The sequence below is a fragment of the Psychrobacillus sp. AK 1817 genome, from assembly GCF_008807035.1.
Taxonomy (GTDB): Bacteria; Bacillota; Bacilli; order Bacillales_A; family Planococcaceae; genus Psychrobacillus; species Psychrobacillus faecigallinarum.
This window is the reverse complement of the sequence record NZ_CP031739.1, coordinates 3538112-3552882: the sequence shown is the minus strand read 5'-3', so window position 1 is coordinate 3552882 and position 14771 is coordinate 3538112. Positions and strand designations below refer to the sequence as shown.

At 35.6% G+C, this 14771-nt stretch carries 17 protein-coding genes and 1 pseudogene; 4 read left to right on the top strand and 14 right to left on the bottom strand.

The window, feature by feature from the left end:
• Nucleotides 1–29: 29 nt before the first annotated feature.
• The 4 genes from D0S48_RS17775 to D0S48_RS17760 all read right to left on the bottom strand — a co-directional run bounded on the left by D0S48_RS17775 (nucleotide 30) and on the right by D0S48_RS17760 (nucleotide 3371).
• Nucleotides 30–725 carry an ABC transporter permease gene (locus D0S48_RS17775; protein WP_151113074.1) on the bottom strand — a complete coding sequence of 232 codons (696 nt, stop codon included), beginning with the start codon at nucleotides 723–725 and terminating at the stop codon, nucleotides 30–32.
• Nucleotides 718–1638 carry an ABC transporter ATP-binding protein gene (locus tag D0S48_RS17770; RefSeq protein ID WP_151113072.1) on the bottom strand — a complete coding sequence of 307 codons (921 nt, stop codon included), beginning with the start codon at nucleotides 1636–1638 and terminating at the stop codon, nucleotides 718–720. The genes D0S48_RS17775 and D0S48_RS17770 overlap by 8 nt, the downstream gene beginning before the upstream one ends.
• A 100-nt stretch (nucleotides 1639–1738) precedes the next feature.
• Nucleotides 1739–2674 (bottom strand): sensor histidine kinase, encoded by a 936-nt coding sequence (locus tag D0S48_RS17765; protein WP_151113070.1) that lies wholly within the window; start codon nucleotides 2672–2674, stop codon nucleotides 1739–1741.
• Nucleotide 2675: 1 nt separating this feature from the next.
• Entirely contained in the window at nucleotides 2676–3371 is a 696-nt protein-coding gene (locus D0S48_RS17760; RefSeq protein ID WP_151113068.1) for a response regulator transcription factor, read from the bottom strand.
• A gap of 212 nt (nucleotides 3372–3583) precedes the next feature.
• Between D0S48_RS17760 and D0S48_RS17755 the strand changes: the two genes are divergently transcribed.
• Nucleotides 3584–4567 (top strand): C39 family peptidase, encoded by a 984-nt coding sequence (locus D0S48_RS17755; RefSeq protein ID WP_151113066.1) that lies wholly within the window; start codon nucleotides 3584–3586, stop codon nucleotides 4565–4567.
• 213 nt (nucleotides 4568–4780) lie between these two features.
• Entirely contained in the window at nucleotides 4781–5173 is a 393-nt protein-coding gene (locus D0S48_RS17750; protein WP_151113064.1) for an MFS transporter permease, read from the top strand.
• Between the two features lie 129 nt (nucleotides 5174–5302).
• On the opposite strand, the gene D0S48_RS17745 is transcribed toward D0S48_RS17750, so the two are convergent.
• From D0S48_RS17745 to D0S48_RS17710, 8 genes are all read right to left on the bottom strand, one after another.
• Nucleotides 5303–6061, bottom strand: a complete 759-nt coding sequence (locus tag D0S48_RS17745) for a hypothetical protein (RefSeq protein WP_144539067.1) — start codon at nucleotides 6059–6061, stop codon at nucleotides 5303–5305.
• A 53-nt stretch (nucleotides 6062–6114) separates the two neighbouring features.
• On the bottom strand, nucleotides 6115–6534 hold the full coding sequence (locus D0S48_RS17740) for a DUF2262 domain-containing protein (RefSeq protein ID WP_144539069.1): 420 nt from the start codon (nucleotides 6532–6534) through the stop codon (nucleotides 6115–6117).
• Nucleotides 6535–6718: 184 nt separating this feature from the next.
• Nucleotides 6719–7441: an amino acid ABC transporter ATP-binding protein gene (locus D0S48_RS17735; RefSeq protein ID WP_144539071.1), complete on the bottom strand. Its 723-nt coding sequence runs from the start codon at nucleotides 7439–7441 to the stop codon at nucleotides 6719–6721.
• A complete protein-coding gene (locus D0S48_RS17730; RefSeq protein WP_144539073.1) occupies nucleotides 7434–8090 on the bottom strand; it encodes an amino acid ABC transporter permease in 657 nt (218 codons plus the stop codon). Before D0S48_RS17730 ends, D0S48_RS17735 begins: the two co-directional genes overlap by 8 nt.
• A gap of 46 nt (nucleotides 8091–8136) precedes the next feature.
• Complete coding sequence (locus D0S48_RS17725) at nucleotides 8137–8937, bottom strand: transporter substrate-binding domain-containing protein (RefSeq protein ID WP_144539075.1); 801 nt, start codon at nucleotides 8935–8937, stop codon at nucleotides 8137–8139.
• Between the two features lie 22 nt (nucleotides 8938–8959).
• A complete protein-coding gene (locus D0S48_RS17720) occupies nucleotides 8960–10267 on the bottom strand; it encodes an aspartate aminotransferase family protein (RefSeq protein ID WP_144539077.1) in 1308 nt (435 codons plus the stop codon).
• A 236-nt stretch (nucleotides 10268–10503) separates the two neighbouring features.
• Nucleotides 10504–10908 carry a hypothetical protein gene (locus D0S48_RS17715; RefSeq protein WP_144539078.1) on the bottom strand — a complete coding sequence of 135 codons (405 nt, stop codon included), beginning with the start codon at nucleotides 10906–10908 and terminating at the stop codon, nucleotides 10504–10506.
• 13 nt (nucleotides 10909–10921) lie between these two features.
• Nucleotides 10922–11467, bottom strand: coding sequence for a GNAT family N-acetyltransferase (locus tag D0S48_RS17710; protein WP_151113062.1), 546 nt, complete (start codon nucleotides 11465–11467; stop codon nucleotides 10922–10924).
• A 130-nt stretch (nucleotides 11468–11597) separates the two neighbouring features.
• Here D0S48_RS17710 and D0S48_RS17705 point away from each other — a divergent pair, with 130 nt between their 5' ends.
• Nucleotides 11598–12302 (top strand): class I SAM-dependent methyltransferase, encoded by a 705-nt coding sequence (locus tag D0S48_RS17705; RefSeq protein ID WP_151113060.1) that lies wholly within the window; start codon nucleotides 11598–11600, stop codon nucleotides 12300–12302.
• A gap of 7 nt (nucleotides 12303–12309) precedes the next feature.
• On the opposite strand, the gene D0S48_RS17700 is transcribed toward D0S48_RS17705, so the two are convergent.
• Nucleotides 12310–13158, bottom strand: coding sequence for a DUF2268 domain-containing putative Zn-dependent protease (locus tag D0S48_RS17700; RefSeq protein ID WP_144539085.1), 849 nt, complete (start codon nucleotides 13156–13158; stop codon nucleotides 12310–12312).
• Between the two features lie 163 nt (nucleotides 13159–13321).
• Between D0S48_RS17700 and D0S48_RS17695 the strand changes: the two genes are divergently transcribed.
• Nucleotides 13322–13573, top strand: coding sequence for a hypothetical protein (locus D0S48_RS17695; RefSeq protein ID WP_144539087.1), 252 nt, complete (start codon nucleotides 13322–13324; stop codon nucleotides 13571–13573).
• A 374-nt stretch (nucleotides 13574–13947) separates the two neighbouring features.
• Here D0S48_RS17695 and D0S48_RS17690 read toward each other — a convergent pair.
• Nucleotides 13948–14705: pseudogene (locus D0S48_RS17690) on the bottom strand (SDR family NAD(P)-dependent oxidoreductase).
• Nucleotides 14706–14771: the final 66 nt, after the last annotated feature.

Below are 14771 nucleotides of genomic sequence, written 5' to 3'. Positions count from 1 at the left end.
GGTTTTGAACTATACTCCTCAAGCTTTACTTATACTCTTATATCCAGCCTATCAATATTTCGAATAGCAAGATACGCAACGGTTAGGCCAATCACTGCCAACGATAACGGAATTACAATTATATCGTTTAATGAAAAGCTACCATTATTGTTGGAAACAATCATTACTATCAAAATCGAAGTGATAATAGTAGTGGGAATTGAATATTTCTTCATTCCAAAGTAAAGCGGAATTAGCGCCATACATGAGGCAGAAATTGCATTCATCAATACACTCACACTATGTTCTTGCAAAAAGTCAGCTGTTAACGAACCTGGAATTAGCTGATAGTTTACGGTTAGAAAGTAGTAGACAGTTGTAATAAAAACATTAGAAATAATAATCCATGTAAAGGTAAAAATAATTATAATTGTCAGCTTTGCTGCTATAAGTTTCTTTCTGCTTATTGGATACATAAATAAAGTAGTAATCGTTTTCTTTTTGAATTCTCCTATTATTAGCTTAGCTATTAGAGTGGAGGCAAAGATGATAAAGGTCGCTCGAACAAAGGATTCGATAACTCCTATAGCCTCCTGATAATTCACAAAGTCAGTATCTCCCTCCATTTTAGATATAAAGGAAATAAGAAACATAAAACCGAGAATAACAAAATTAGCAATTATCGCGCTGCGCGAGTAGGAAGACAACTTAAACTTTTTCATTTCTAGCTTCATCAGTTTAAACACTTACTACACCTCCATTAATAAGCTTCATGAAATAATCCTCCAATGAGCTCGTTTTTTTACTAATGGCCTCAATTTCTATATCATGTTCGTACAATACTTTGGAAATCATTTGTTGAGAGACTGACGATTCATATATTCGAATACAATGATCATCAACCATTTTAAAGTTAACTAGCTGTAATTTGTCGCTCAATAGAAAAGCGGCTTTTTTTCCATCCTGAACGACCAATTCTATATAGTCAGATTGACTTTGAGCTAACTGATTCATAGAGATTTCTTTTATTAGCTTTCCATTATTAATAACACCAATTGTATCTGCTAATTGTTCTATTTCGCCTAATATATGACTAGAGACGAGAATCGTAATTCCATATTCCTTACAAAGCATTTCAAATAATTCTCGCATTTCTTTAATGCCAATGGGATCTAATCCGTTTATTGGTTCATCTAAAATAAGCAATTCTGGCTTTGTGATTATGGCACGCGCAATTCCTAAACGTTGCTTCATTCCAAGGGAAAACTCTTTTACTCGTTTACCTCCTGTATGAAGATTCACCATTTCTAATACTTTCTCTATTTCCTTCTTGTCGTAAAAGCCCATGTACTCACAATGAAGATCCAATGTTTCTCTAGCAGTTAGTTTCTCATAAAATATAGGGTACTCAATTATTGATCCGATTCTTTTAAGTACCTCATATGACCGATCTGTTAGCTTTTCACCAAAAATCTCTATTTCCCCATTTGTTGGCTTTATAAGATTAGTAATCATTTTCATGACAGTTGTTTTACCAGCACCATTAGGACCTAAAAACCCATAAATCTCTCCCTTTTGCACATGCATGTTAACAGAAGATACAACTTCCCTTCCTTCGAATACTTTCGTCAAATGATTGGTTTTCAATATATACGACATTAGAACCCTCTCCCTATTTCTTACTATCCTTAGTATAGGAAATGAACCTCTCTTTTTTATTAATACAATCTTACGAATTTCTTAAGTTCTTCTAGCTTTTTTAATATGTTATTCGTTTCAAGGTAGCTGTAAAGACAGTCTTTTCATAAGGAATACTTGAGAGCTGAATAGAACCTCCCATTATTTCCAGAAGTCGCTTTGTAATCGTTAGGCCAAGACCACTGCCTTGGAAGGATTTGTTTCTAGAATCCTCCATGGTGTATGTTCTTTCAAAGACCCGATCCACATGGTATTCATCAATTCCTTTTCCTTTATCCCAAATATCAATGTAGATGTAAGCTTCGTCATTTCTCAAAGCTAATCCAATTATCTTGCCTTCAGCACCGTATGTTAGAGCATTAGATAAAAGATTGTTCAAAGCCCTATCAATTGCCTCTTCATTACCAAATGCATAAAGAGGGGCTTCTGGAATATCAATTTTAATATCCATATTCATCGCTGTTACCATATCGTAGAAGATTAGAATGTTCTTACGACATATTTCGTTTATGTTTACCTTAGATAGTGGGTAGTGCTGGTCGCCCGCTTCTATTTTAGCTAAATCAAAAAATGTATGAATAATTTTAAGTACTTCATTTGTTTTAGTATGTAGTTTAAGAAGTAATTGTCTTCTTTCCTCCTCATTTAAGGAGTGGTCAATTTCTAGCATTTCAATATATCCAAGAATTACTGTTAACGGTGTTTTTAAATCATGGGATACATTTGAGAGCATCTTCCTCATGGACTCTTCTAACCTTGTATGGGTTACTAAAACCTTTTGTTTTTCAACTAATAGCTCATTAATCATATTTAACAATTGCATGAGCTCTTTATGTTCTGTATGTGCCAAGACTTTCTCTATAGTGTTTTCTTGAACAATCATTTGAAGCTTTTGGTGTGCGTAGGCAATGTTAGAGGTAAGGTTTCTTTTTTCTTTGTATTGGAAAAAAATGAGACCAATTAACAATGCAATTATGATAAATAATATAAGCACCATATCAGAAACCTTCCAACTTATAGCCAATCCCCCACAAAGTCTTTATATACCTTGGGTTAGAGGGTTCTATTTCAATTTTCTCCCGAAGCCTTCTCATATGCACATTAATAATATTTTCATCCCCATAATATTCATCTTTCCAAACTAGCTGATAAATTTGTTGTTTAGTAAATACACGGTTTTGATTGGCAGCAAATAACTTTAAGATAGCAAACTCTTTTGCAGTTAGTTTTAAATTTTCATTTCCTTTAGTAACAGTAAAATTCTTAACATCTATTTTTAAATCTCCTATTATAAGGACATCCTCGCTTACATTTAGCTCCTTTGAATATTTTGTGGCTCTTCTTATAGCAGCCTTAACTCTGGCAGAAAGCTCGAGTAACGAAAAAGGCTTGGCAAGATAATCATCTGCCCCTAATCCCAGTCCTAATGCTTTGTCCACATCGCTATCCTTTGCTGACATGATTAGTATAGGTACAGCGCTTTTCTCACGAATAATTCTCAGCACTTCCAAGCCATCTAATTTTGGCATCATAATATCTAAGATAACTAAGTCATAGGCTGACACCACATTTTGTTGGACTGCAGCTTCTCCGTTATTTACGGTAGTAATTAGAAAACCTTCACTTCTTAAATACTTTTCTACCATCTCACAAATAGATTCATCGTCTTCCACTAATAAAATACGTTTAGGCATTCCTTTACACCTCTTATATACGCTTTTTCTCTTAATCATATCTAATTAATGGAAGTAAATATATATATAAACTAATTTTTCTCCATGTTTATTTTAATAAGCTACTTCAAAATAAAGTAAAAAAATAATATAAATTTATCTATTGAATTGTATCCTACTTTCTATATAATAAATTCTTGTGTTTCAAAAAAATATGAAAAGGATGGGGATAAATGAAAAGAACCCTTACAGCAGTTTTAGCATCCGCAATGCTATTATTATCTGCGTGCTCAGAGAACACAGATTTACAAGCGGAGGTTAACAAGGAAGTAGACACAAAAGCGTCAGCCGAAACTACTGTGGCAGTTAAACCAACAATGATTAAAGGCGAAGACTATGATGAAATGGGCGGTGCTGATGCTTATGCAGAAGCAGGCGACAATGCAGAGTCTCGTTACTTCAAAGCACCTGAGTTTTATAACATGAAATCAGATGATCAATTACTACTAATCGAAAATTTTCAAACGATGCAGCAAACAACAGAATGGTCTTGTGGTCCAGCAACAGCTTTAATGGTTGCTAATCATTTTGGATATACGGAAATGACGGAGATGGATATTGCCGAGCAAATGAAAGCAATGACCGACTTAGACACTCCGGGGGCTAAACCTGGTTCAGCAAATAACTTCCCCGAATATGGAACCGACGTTAGCCAGCTTCACAACTTCTTTACTAGTTTAGAAGGCTTTGAAGTTGTTGAGACAAGCTATAAAGTGAATTATTCAACAGAGGATCTTATTCAAGAAACAGATGGAGCAACTGGAAACAATGTAGGAAACCTACCTGCTACCTTCACGTGGAATAGCTTATATGCTTCTGAAAACAGCGATACAACCGATGCTTGGGTTTCAGATGCAAAGGATAGCTATTTTGTTAAGTGGTTAACTAGCCACCTTTCCAACGATCGTCCAATTATGGTTGAGTGGGCAGATTGGGACGGACATTGGCAAGCAATCATTGGCTATGATAATAATGGTACACCTGGTATTGGTGATGATATGCTCATCTTTGCTGACCCGTATGATACATCAGACCATTGGCAGGATGGATATTACTTCTATCCTTTAGAAAGATGGTTTGGACAATGGAATGATCGCAATATTGCACCTAAACCATTCCAATTACAGCCTTACATCGTTGTAGATTATAAAAAATAAATAATAAAGAGAGCAATGACTACCGTCAAAGCTCTCTTTTTTTTGCTACCCCAACTTCCAAAATCAACATCCATACATCTATACGAAGGTCTTCCTACTAACCACTGAACAGTTTCTAAAAATCTGTCGATTGCTTTCATTATCCTGTTTTTATATGATAATAAAGCAAATAGACAACACATTGTTCGGTAATTAAGTAAAGGAGAATGTAAAATGAATAAAAAATATATTTTTATGTTTGGTTCATTAATTATAACTATTGGATTGATCCTTGCAGCCGTAATTACCAATGACGACATAGTGTCTTATCTAATGATATTCTTTTGTGTAGGATTAGGGCTAGCTTTACTGCGTTTATTAGTGAATAGTGCTATCAAAAAAATGAAGGGGAAAAGCATTTGGACTAAACTCCTATTCTTCGCTGTTCTCCTAGGGTTTGGTCTACCTTTCCAAAACTGGTTCCGCAAAGATGTGATTTTTGCCATGGACTCTGATTATATCCTTCGCTGCATTGTCATTACTGTTATGGGAGTTATTTTCATGACCTTCCTTTTCGGGATGCTGTTAGCTAAAAAACGTCAGACACAAGTTGAAATAGTCGAGTAAGCTAAAAAAAAGAAGCACCATCATCCAAATAAGTGAATGAAGGTGCTTCTACTATTTTTTAAAGGATTATGTGGGTCGTTAACTCCAAACTTCAACATTTACTATTTTCATGTTCAGAGCTTGTTATTTTTATAAATGTTTTAGTAAATACGTACAAAGTGGGTCTATATAATCGGCCTTTGGATGTTCACTTAACAACAATCTAGTTAACTCCGTACGGTTATATTTTATAGTTTCTAGTCTCTTAAACTCTGGAGTACTCCCTAAACTATATAAATCATTTTTGTATTTTTCATGTATTTCTTTTACTTCTTTAGAGGTTAAATCTATAGTTACTTGATATAGTAAAACCAATGATTTTCCTCCGCGTTTGATCAACCATGGTCTTAATGGAGATTTACATTTCGTTTTAGTTAGGTCAATGCCTAGCTCTTCTTGAATCTCCCTTTCAATGTTTTTATGTATATTGATATACCCTTCTTCTAAATCATTTTCGTCTAATCCACCAGCGGCAAATTGAATTCTATCTGGATTAGCTGTTCCTTCATTCATATGACCAAAAACTATATATTGGTCCGAAGTAAGGATGAGTGTAGCGGGGTAGACAACAATACAGTCATACTGAGATTGTAATTCCATTTTCCTACTATAAAGAAAATGGGCATAATCAGTATGGGTAAGGGAAATAAGTAGATTCTTTTCATTCTCTTGAACTCGTTCAATACTAAAAACCTTTCCTCGATTGAATATGCCTTTTCTGTTAATATTCTCCCAGTATTGATTTATTTTTGTTCTTATTTCTCCTGGTAAATCTACCTGCTTATCTAAAACATTTATCCTTATATTTGTAGGTATCTTTTCTAAATTAATATTATCGAAAACCTCCATATGTAACCTCTATTCTCAGTTATTTATTCATCTCGCCCAACAACAAATTAATCTCATCCAAAAATTTGAGCATCTTGATATAAACCGTTCTCATCAATATCTACTACTATCGTGTGTCCCCAAAATAAGTCTCCATCGTCATAATATAATTCTGCGTTTCCCTCACAAAAGATTAACATTCCCTGCATTTTAATTCGTTTTTTAAATTCATCCTTATTGGTCATTCTTCCTTCATTCCACACTTCGTTATGTAGCTGCAGTAAATCCTCTGCTATTTTTTCTTTATATAATTCCTCAGAGACTTTTATTGTTTCAAAGGTATTTTCAGCTACTTCAAATACTAAATCTTTATCAAATGACTCAACAGATATAGTTACATCTATAAAATAACCTTTCTGTATTTCGACTTTTCCCTCATAATTACCCCTATCTATATCAAAGGTTAGAACATCAAAAATACATTTATTTTCCACATTTTACCTCCCATTATTACTCTTCCCTATCTAACAGCTACTCAGTTTATGTATAACAATATTCTCTTTAATTCTACAAATACAGCGCTAATACCTTTTTCAGTCATCCTTGCAATTTATTAATGCTAAAAAAGACAGCAAGCTCCAAATTATTGAGCTTGCTGCCGTTTGAATACATATTTTCTTATAAAACCTTTTCTAGGAATTCTTTTGCACGCTCCGATTTTGGAGAACTAAAGAATTCATTTGGTGGTGTGTCCTCTACTAATACTCCACCATCCAAAAATAAAATACGATCTGCTACCTCTTTGGCAAAGTTCATCTCGTGTGTCACGATAATCATCGTCATTCCTGATTCAGCTAAATCCTTCATAACCGCCAAAACCTCTTTTACCATCTCTGGGTCTAGGGCAGATGTCGGTTCATCGAATAGCATCACAGAAGGGTTCATCGCTAAGGCACGGGCAATAGCTACACGTTGCTTTTGTCCTCCTGACAAGCGATTTGGATATTCTGAACGTTTCTCAAAGAGTCCAACCTTTCTTAAAAGGTCCTCAGCAGTGGCTGTCGCCTCTGCCTTTGATTTCCCTTGAACCTGCATTGGTGCATAAGTTAGATTCTCTAATACCGTTTTATGAGGAAACAGATAAAAATGCTGAAAGACCATTCCTACATTTTCACGTACCTTCATAATATTTGTTTTTTTATCCGTCACGACATCATTTCCAATACTAATAACACCGCTTGTTGGGATTTCTAAAAGATTCAAGCAACGCAAAAAGGTAGACTTACCAGAACCGGATGGTCCAATGATTGCAATTACTTCCTGTTCCTTTATTTCCGTGGAAATGTTCTTTAAGACTTCATTTTTTCCAAATGATTTATATAATTTTTCTACTTTAATCACTTCTACTCATCCTCTTTTCTAGCTTCTTGCCAAGGAATGATAAAATAAGTGTAAGAATATAGTACATCACTCCGGCAATCATTAATGCCTCTAAATAACGATAAGAAGAACCACCAACGACATAAGCACGACGCATTATATCTAAAGCCCCGATCACTGTTACAATTGCAGATTCCTTCGTTAAAGTTATAAATTCATTCATAAGAGCAGGCATGATATTTTTCATAGCTTGTGGCAGGATAATATCCTTCATCATCTTTGCGTATGGAATGCCTAAAGCTAATGAAGCTTCCAACTGGCCTTTATCAACAGCATTGATACCTCCACGAATAATCTCTGAGATATACGCACCAGAGTTTAAACCAAATGCAATTATTGCTGCAGGCATTGGCTCAATATTAATATCAAAAAGCTGAGGAATTGCATAATAAATAATCATCAATTGTAAAACGAGTGGAGTTCCTCGAAAAATGGACGTATAAAAGTCTGCAAACCATCTCAATGCGGTAATTTTACCAATTTTACATAGAGCCAATAAAATACCTAAAACTAATCCGATAATTGTGGCTCCAACAACTATTTGAAGTGTAACACCTATTCCTTTTGCAATATAAGGAATAGAGGGAACGACTGCAGAAAAATCTAACATATCGTTACCCTCCTTTCTATCTAACTATTATATTTTTTATGCTAAATTATTCTGCTTCTACTACAAACCATTTTTCTCTAAGCTCATCAATTTTTCCTTCTTCAATTAGCTCATTGATAGCATTATCAAATTTCTCTTTAAGTTCACTGCCTTCTGGAAATACAGCTGCCTTATAATCGATTTCATCTACTACTACTGGGAAGAATGTAAGGTCATCATTACGCTTTACATAGTTTTCTGCAACAATATCTTCAATGATTGCACCATCGAAACGCTTTGTCATTAATTCTTGAATAACCTCTGGTATTAAGTTGCGGCTCTCCACTTTCATATCTACTGTTTGCGCTACTTCATTCGCTAGCTCTTCTTGAATAGATGAAATTTGAACACCAACTGTTTTACCAGCTAAATCTTCCACTGATTTAATGCCACTATCTTTTTTAGTTACGACCATTTGCACTGTTTCGTTATAAGGAACAGAGAAGTCAACTACTTTGTCGCGTTCCTCTGTTGGTGTCATTCCTGATAATACGAAGTCTAATTTACCTGCTTGAATCGCTGGGATTAAACCGTTAAAATCGATGTTTTCCACTTCAATCTCATATCCTAGTTTTTCCCCGATTAAATTTGCTAGATCAATATCAAAACCGATAATTTCTTCACCTTTTGCAGTGTCTACATATTCAAATGGTGGATAATCAGCTGAAGTACCCATTTTTAAAACTTGTTTTTCTTCTGAAGGAGATGATGCATTACCAGAATCTTTCGCCGTATCCTCTTTTGTTCCACATGCTGCTAGAATTGCTATAATCATTGCTAATATAACTAAAAGTAATTTATTTTTCATGATTGTTACTCCTTTTTCTATTTTATTTTGTTTCATTTGTATATCGAATAATTGCTTTTTCAAGCATTTTTAATCCATCATCAATTTGTTCCTTTGTTACTGTTAATGGAGGAATCATACGAATAACTTCGCCCACGTTTCCACAGAGATAGAAGAGCACGCCTTCCTCTAATGCGTAATCGAGAATTTTCATGACTGCCTGTCCATCTGGCTCTCCTGTTTCAAGGTTAGAGATTTCAATTCCGATCATTAAGCCGACAGAGCGAACATCACTAATTATCGCGTATTTTGCTTTTAGCTCATTTAATTTCTTCGTTGCATACGCCCCTACCACTTTAGAGTTTTCAACTAAGTTTTCCTCGTGAAAAATTTCTAATGTGGTCAATGCCACAGAACACGCTATCGGATTTCCACCGAAAGTAGTTCCATGCATACCAATTGGCCATTTCTTCATTAACTCTTTAGAAGCAACAGTTGCACTAAGTGGCAGCCCAGAGGCGATTCCTTTAGCGATGGCCATGATATCGGGAGTTACTCCAAAATATTGGGAAGCAAACCATTCACCAGTTCGACCAAATCCAGTTTGAACTTCATCAAATATTAATAGTATTCCATGTTCATCACATATCTCTCGGATTCTCTTTACCCAAGATTTAGGAGGGATAATGTAGCCGCCCTCGCCTAGAACTGGTTCTAAAATAACGCATGCAACCTCTTCAGGAGTTACCTGATGCTTAAAGAGCCGCTTGAAATCTTTTTCTAACTGCTCTACACAGTATACTTCCGGGTCCATACCCTCTGGACAGCTCTTCGCGTCTGCATAAGGAATTTGGTAGGATAAATGCGATGGCTGTAAAAATTTCCGATACTTGCTTTTGGATGTTGTAACGCTTAATGCACCAAGTGAACGTCCATGAAAACAGCCTGTAAACGAAACCACATAAGGTCTTTCAGTGACAAACTTCGCTAGCTTTAAAGCCCCTTCAATAGCTTCGGTTCCGCTATTTGCAAAAAAGAAACAATCTAAATCTCCAGGCAACACTTCACCAAGATTTTTGGAAAGCTGGAGAATGGATTCATACATGATGACACCTGACGGACCATGTACTAATTGATCGGCAGCATCCTTGATGCTTTGAACGATTTTAGGATGACGATGCCCAGTATTCGTTACGGCTATACCTGAAGTAAAATCTAAATATTTTTTACCGTCTGCACCAAAATAATAACAGCCTTCTTCCTTGACTATTGGGATATTAGGATGGTCCTTTGCCATACTAGGTGCCAGAAAGTCTTCCATATTATCATATAAATTCAACCAATTACTCATATTGCTCACCTTCGCTTTTCTTCTACTATCATTTTCCAGATAGAATCATAGAATATATATTTAAATATTTATTAGCTAATGGATTTTTCTAATATTTATATAATATATGCCTTTATGTATAATTATACAATAGTAAATTTATGCAAAATAAAAGTTTAAATATGTCGAATTTTCAAATTAAAAATAATTAGTATTTTCAAGAGTACACTCTCTTCTTACTGAAGAGAGTGCTTACCTCAAATATGCTCCGTAATTTCTCGTGTCAACAACCATTGTCCCTTTATCTCTTCCCAATCCTCTAACGTAAAAAAACGAGTTAACTCTTGTCCGTTCTTTTCAATAATCATCTCATAAAATACTACGAACCTACCTGCATCACGCTGTCTAATAATTCGATGTTCAAATCTTTTTTTGGCGCCCTGTAAGGCTTCCACTGACTCCCTCATCCCCTGTACAGCTTCTGGACGGTCAAAGAACTCTGGCCTTTCAACATGACCATTAAAAAAAGTAACATAGTAATTTTGAGTCATAATTTCAAGACCTTCAGTTTTACCGGTAGACATTGCTACATTCCATGCTTGAATAAAGTCATCATGCACTTGTGTGAACTGTTCTACGGACGTTTGAAAAACATCTGCCATCAAATCCCCCCTATTATTTTGTCATCCTATCCCGGCTCAAACTGCTATAGAGAAAAGAGTCTCTCCAGCCGTCCTTCAATAAAATATTTTCTCTTAATAATCCTTCCTGTATCATACCTACTTTCTTTAAAACCTTTTCTGATGCAATATTTCGGACATCACAAGTAGCAGAAATACGGTTTAGCTTCAGCTCTTTAAATCCAAAATCAAGTAGTAAATGCGCAACCTGTGTAGCTATACCGTTACCCCAAAAGTTTGGATGTATTATATAGCCCATTTCTCCATTCTTATTGGCGTAATCTACATGAAATAGTTCTCCAGCTCCAATCATCTTATTACTTGTCTTTTCTACAACAGCAAACACATACCTAGTTCTTTTATCTTTCATAACGTCAGCTAAGACTTCCTTCAAGTAAGTTTTAGTGTCTTCGATACTATTTGGTCCCCAAGGCTGGTATTTGCAAACCTCTTCGTTAGATGCATAACCATGAATATCCATGAGAAAGCCATCTGTCATTTCAGTTAAGTATATGGTGTTGTTTTCTAGTCCATTCTCCATTTGAGGAATCTCCTATTTCTATTTACTTTCTTATGTTATTCTCCTTTATACGTTATTTTCCCTTTAATCTACCTAGCTAATTAGTTATTTGACGCATATGCTATTTATAATGAAAACGGGAGGTTGCTTCATGTCAAACAAATACCTAGATTTACTATCATATTTTGGAATTGGAAGTGCTCATCCAGGTGGGTTTGGATTAACACAATTTCTTTTAAGAAAAGAGAAAATTCAAGCGTCTGAGTCTGTTTTAGATATTGGTTGTGGAACAGGAAAAACCTCTGCTTTTTTGTCTACTAAGTATGGTTGCAGTGTAACAGCTGTTGATAACCATCCACTTATGATAAAAAAAGCTCGGGAGCGTTTGGATTTACTGGAGGGTACCATTCATTTAATCGAAGGGGATATCGAACACTTAAATTTAGAAGAGAATTCTTATGATGTCATTATTTCCGAATCAGTCCTTGTATTTACTAACATAGGCAATACCTTAAGTGAAATAGCTCGAATGCTAAAGAAGGATGGCAGGCTACTATTGAGTGAAATGACTGGCACCTCCAATCTTTCGGAGCAAGTAAAGGAGAAAGTGAAGGAGCTCTATGGCGTTCAACAGCTATTTAGTGAGGAAGAGTGGAAAGATTGTTTGCAAAAGGCAGGATTTCAGCATATTGAAATGCTTGAGCCTCCAGTCAATATGGAACAAATAGACATCGACGACATAAATCCATCCAGCGAAATAGATATGTCACTTTATGATCTTTGGGATGAGCATAACCAATTTCTAAATGAATATAGTGACGTAGTAGGCTACCGGATTTTTAGATGTCGTCTATAGATATCTATTAACCTTTAATTGAAAAACTAGATCCTGCAATAATTTCCTTTGCTGTTTTCCGGTATAGTTCCCCGTTTGGGAATGGCCCCTGTTTTTTTACAAAGGAATCTACTAAATGAAAGCCAATATGATACCCTATCCATTTTGGAAAGGGACTTCTAGGTTGGCCAAATAGAAAGATCTGATGATTTTTTATATCCTTTACTTTTAAAGAGGGAATAAAATGCTTTTTCCATATTTCTAGTGCTTCATCGTGTGAATAGAGTTCAATCCATGGGGCTAACCTTTTTGCTCCACAAACCTCTTTTACTGCATATTCCCCCAGACCTTCAATTATGAGAGAATCCTCCAAGGTTGTTTTTAAAGGAGAAAGGTTCAAAAATTGGAGCCTGCAAACATGATTATATTCATGTACCAGGGAAGCTTTGATTTCCTCATCAGAAAGATCCTTAGACACAAATAAAAACAATGCCTTTTTATAGGCCACGCCATTTTTAACTGGTAAGGGCTCTCTTGCCTGGCCTGTGCCTCTTATTTTAATAGGGAAGATATAAATCGGCACCTTGGGACCATTCCACAGTTTTCTTAACTGCTTATATTCATTATTTACTAGCTCCCATACTTTCCTTTCCTCCATTTTTTCTACAATGCTTTTCACTTCCTGCCATTCGTTTGGTTCAAATAATCCAAATCGTAGAAGTTCATAATGAATTGCTTCTCTATTTGTCTTAGGGAAAATATCCATCAGTGGCTCACATAGAAATTCACCCTGAAGCTGATAGACATCTTTCCTCTCTTCTTTTTCGCAGGATTCAATAAATTCATATAACCAACTAGAAGTTTTGATAACAGCCAACCTATCATTCCTTTCTCATTTCCTATTATCATTTCAGGTTTTGTATAAATCTTAAAACTATTAAGCCTAGTATTCATAGACGATTGTCTACTGTGAAAACTTCCATACGGCATATGTTATAGAACATACTTGTATGTAATTTTTTGAGAGAGGGGGACAAAAAATGAATCAATCACAAACATATGATTTATGCTGTAGATACCATGGAAAAAGAGTAAGAATTACGGACAACCAAGGTAGAACACATGTAGGACAAATTACAAAGGTTGATCGGGATATGGTATGGATTCGGCCTAACAATAACTTTGGAGGATATGGTTTAGGTTGGGGCTGGGGATTCGGACCAGGATTTGGTTACGGTATTGCATTAGGTGCAATTACTGGAATTGCTTTAGCTGGGGCTTTTTTCTGGTAATACTTCTTTTTTATACTTCTAAAAAAGGGAATGGGCTAGGACCTATTCCTTTTTCATTTTAGATTAAATTGTATTAAATGCCCGTTGCATGTAAAAGAAAATTCAGATTCTCTTGTGATAAATGCTTTCTACGCGCGGATTTATACCGATGGATTTGATGCCTGCCACTACAATTACATATTAATAAATGTTAGTGCTTTACCGGTAAAGTGCTGTTGACTCGAATACTCTTAATTAGTATGTCTTCCTGTTTGCCGAACAGTGATGTTGCTGATCTTAAGGCGTTTAAGATACAGATGTTCTTGAATTTAAAAAGCATACCACATAAGCGGTATGCCTTAATGTTATAGTATGCAATTGTCCAAATAAGTTACCTAGATAGCAGTAAATCCTCCATCAATTGGTACGACAGCACCATTAATGTATTTAGCCTCGCTCATCAATAAAAAGGAAACCAATTCAGCAACTTCCTCTGGTTGTCCTAAACGACGTTGTGGAATTGTAGCGGAAACTGCCTTAAATACATCTGGATTCATTTCTCTATATTGTTTAACCATAGGGGTTTCAGTAGATCCTGGAGCTACTGCGTTAATTTGAATTCCCTGATTTGCATATTCGGCTGCTAAAGATTTGGTAACACCGACTATACCATGCTTTGTTGCTGAATAACTTACTACACTGTCCTGTCCTACCAATCCAGCCGTAGAGGAAGTATTAACTATGCTACCTCCCCATTTTTAATCATTTCCGGTAGTACGTAATATAGGCCGTATAAGGCACCTCTTAAGTTAATATCCAAAACAAGATCAATTTGCTCAATCGAATTGTCCAAGAATTTTTTACCTGGCCCTGAGATTCCTGCATTATTAAAGAACATATCTACCGAGCCAAAGGTGCTCACTGTTTTGTCTACGTACTGCTTAACCTCTTCAGCATTAGTAACATCTGCCTTGATAAAGATGCCCTTAGCTCCTTTTTCTTCAATCAAACGAACAGTTTCGTTCCCTTGCTCCTCTGACACATCAATAATGCTAATATTGACGCCTGACTCTGCAAGTTTTAAGGCTGTTGCTCGACCCAGCCCGCCACCGCCACCTGTAATGATTGCTGTCTTACTTGTACTCATATACATAACTCCCTTCTTACGTTAGCTTTCACTTATTAAATTCCCTAAACTAAACTCATAAAACATTATTTC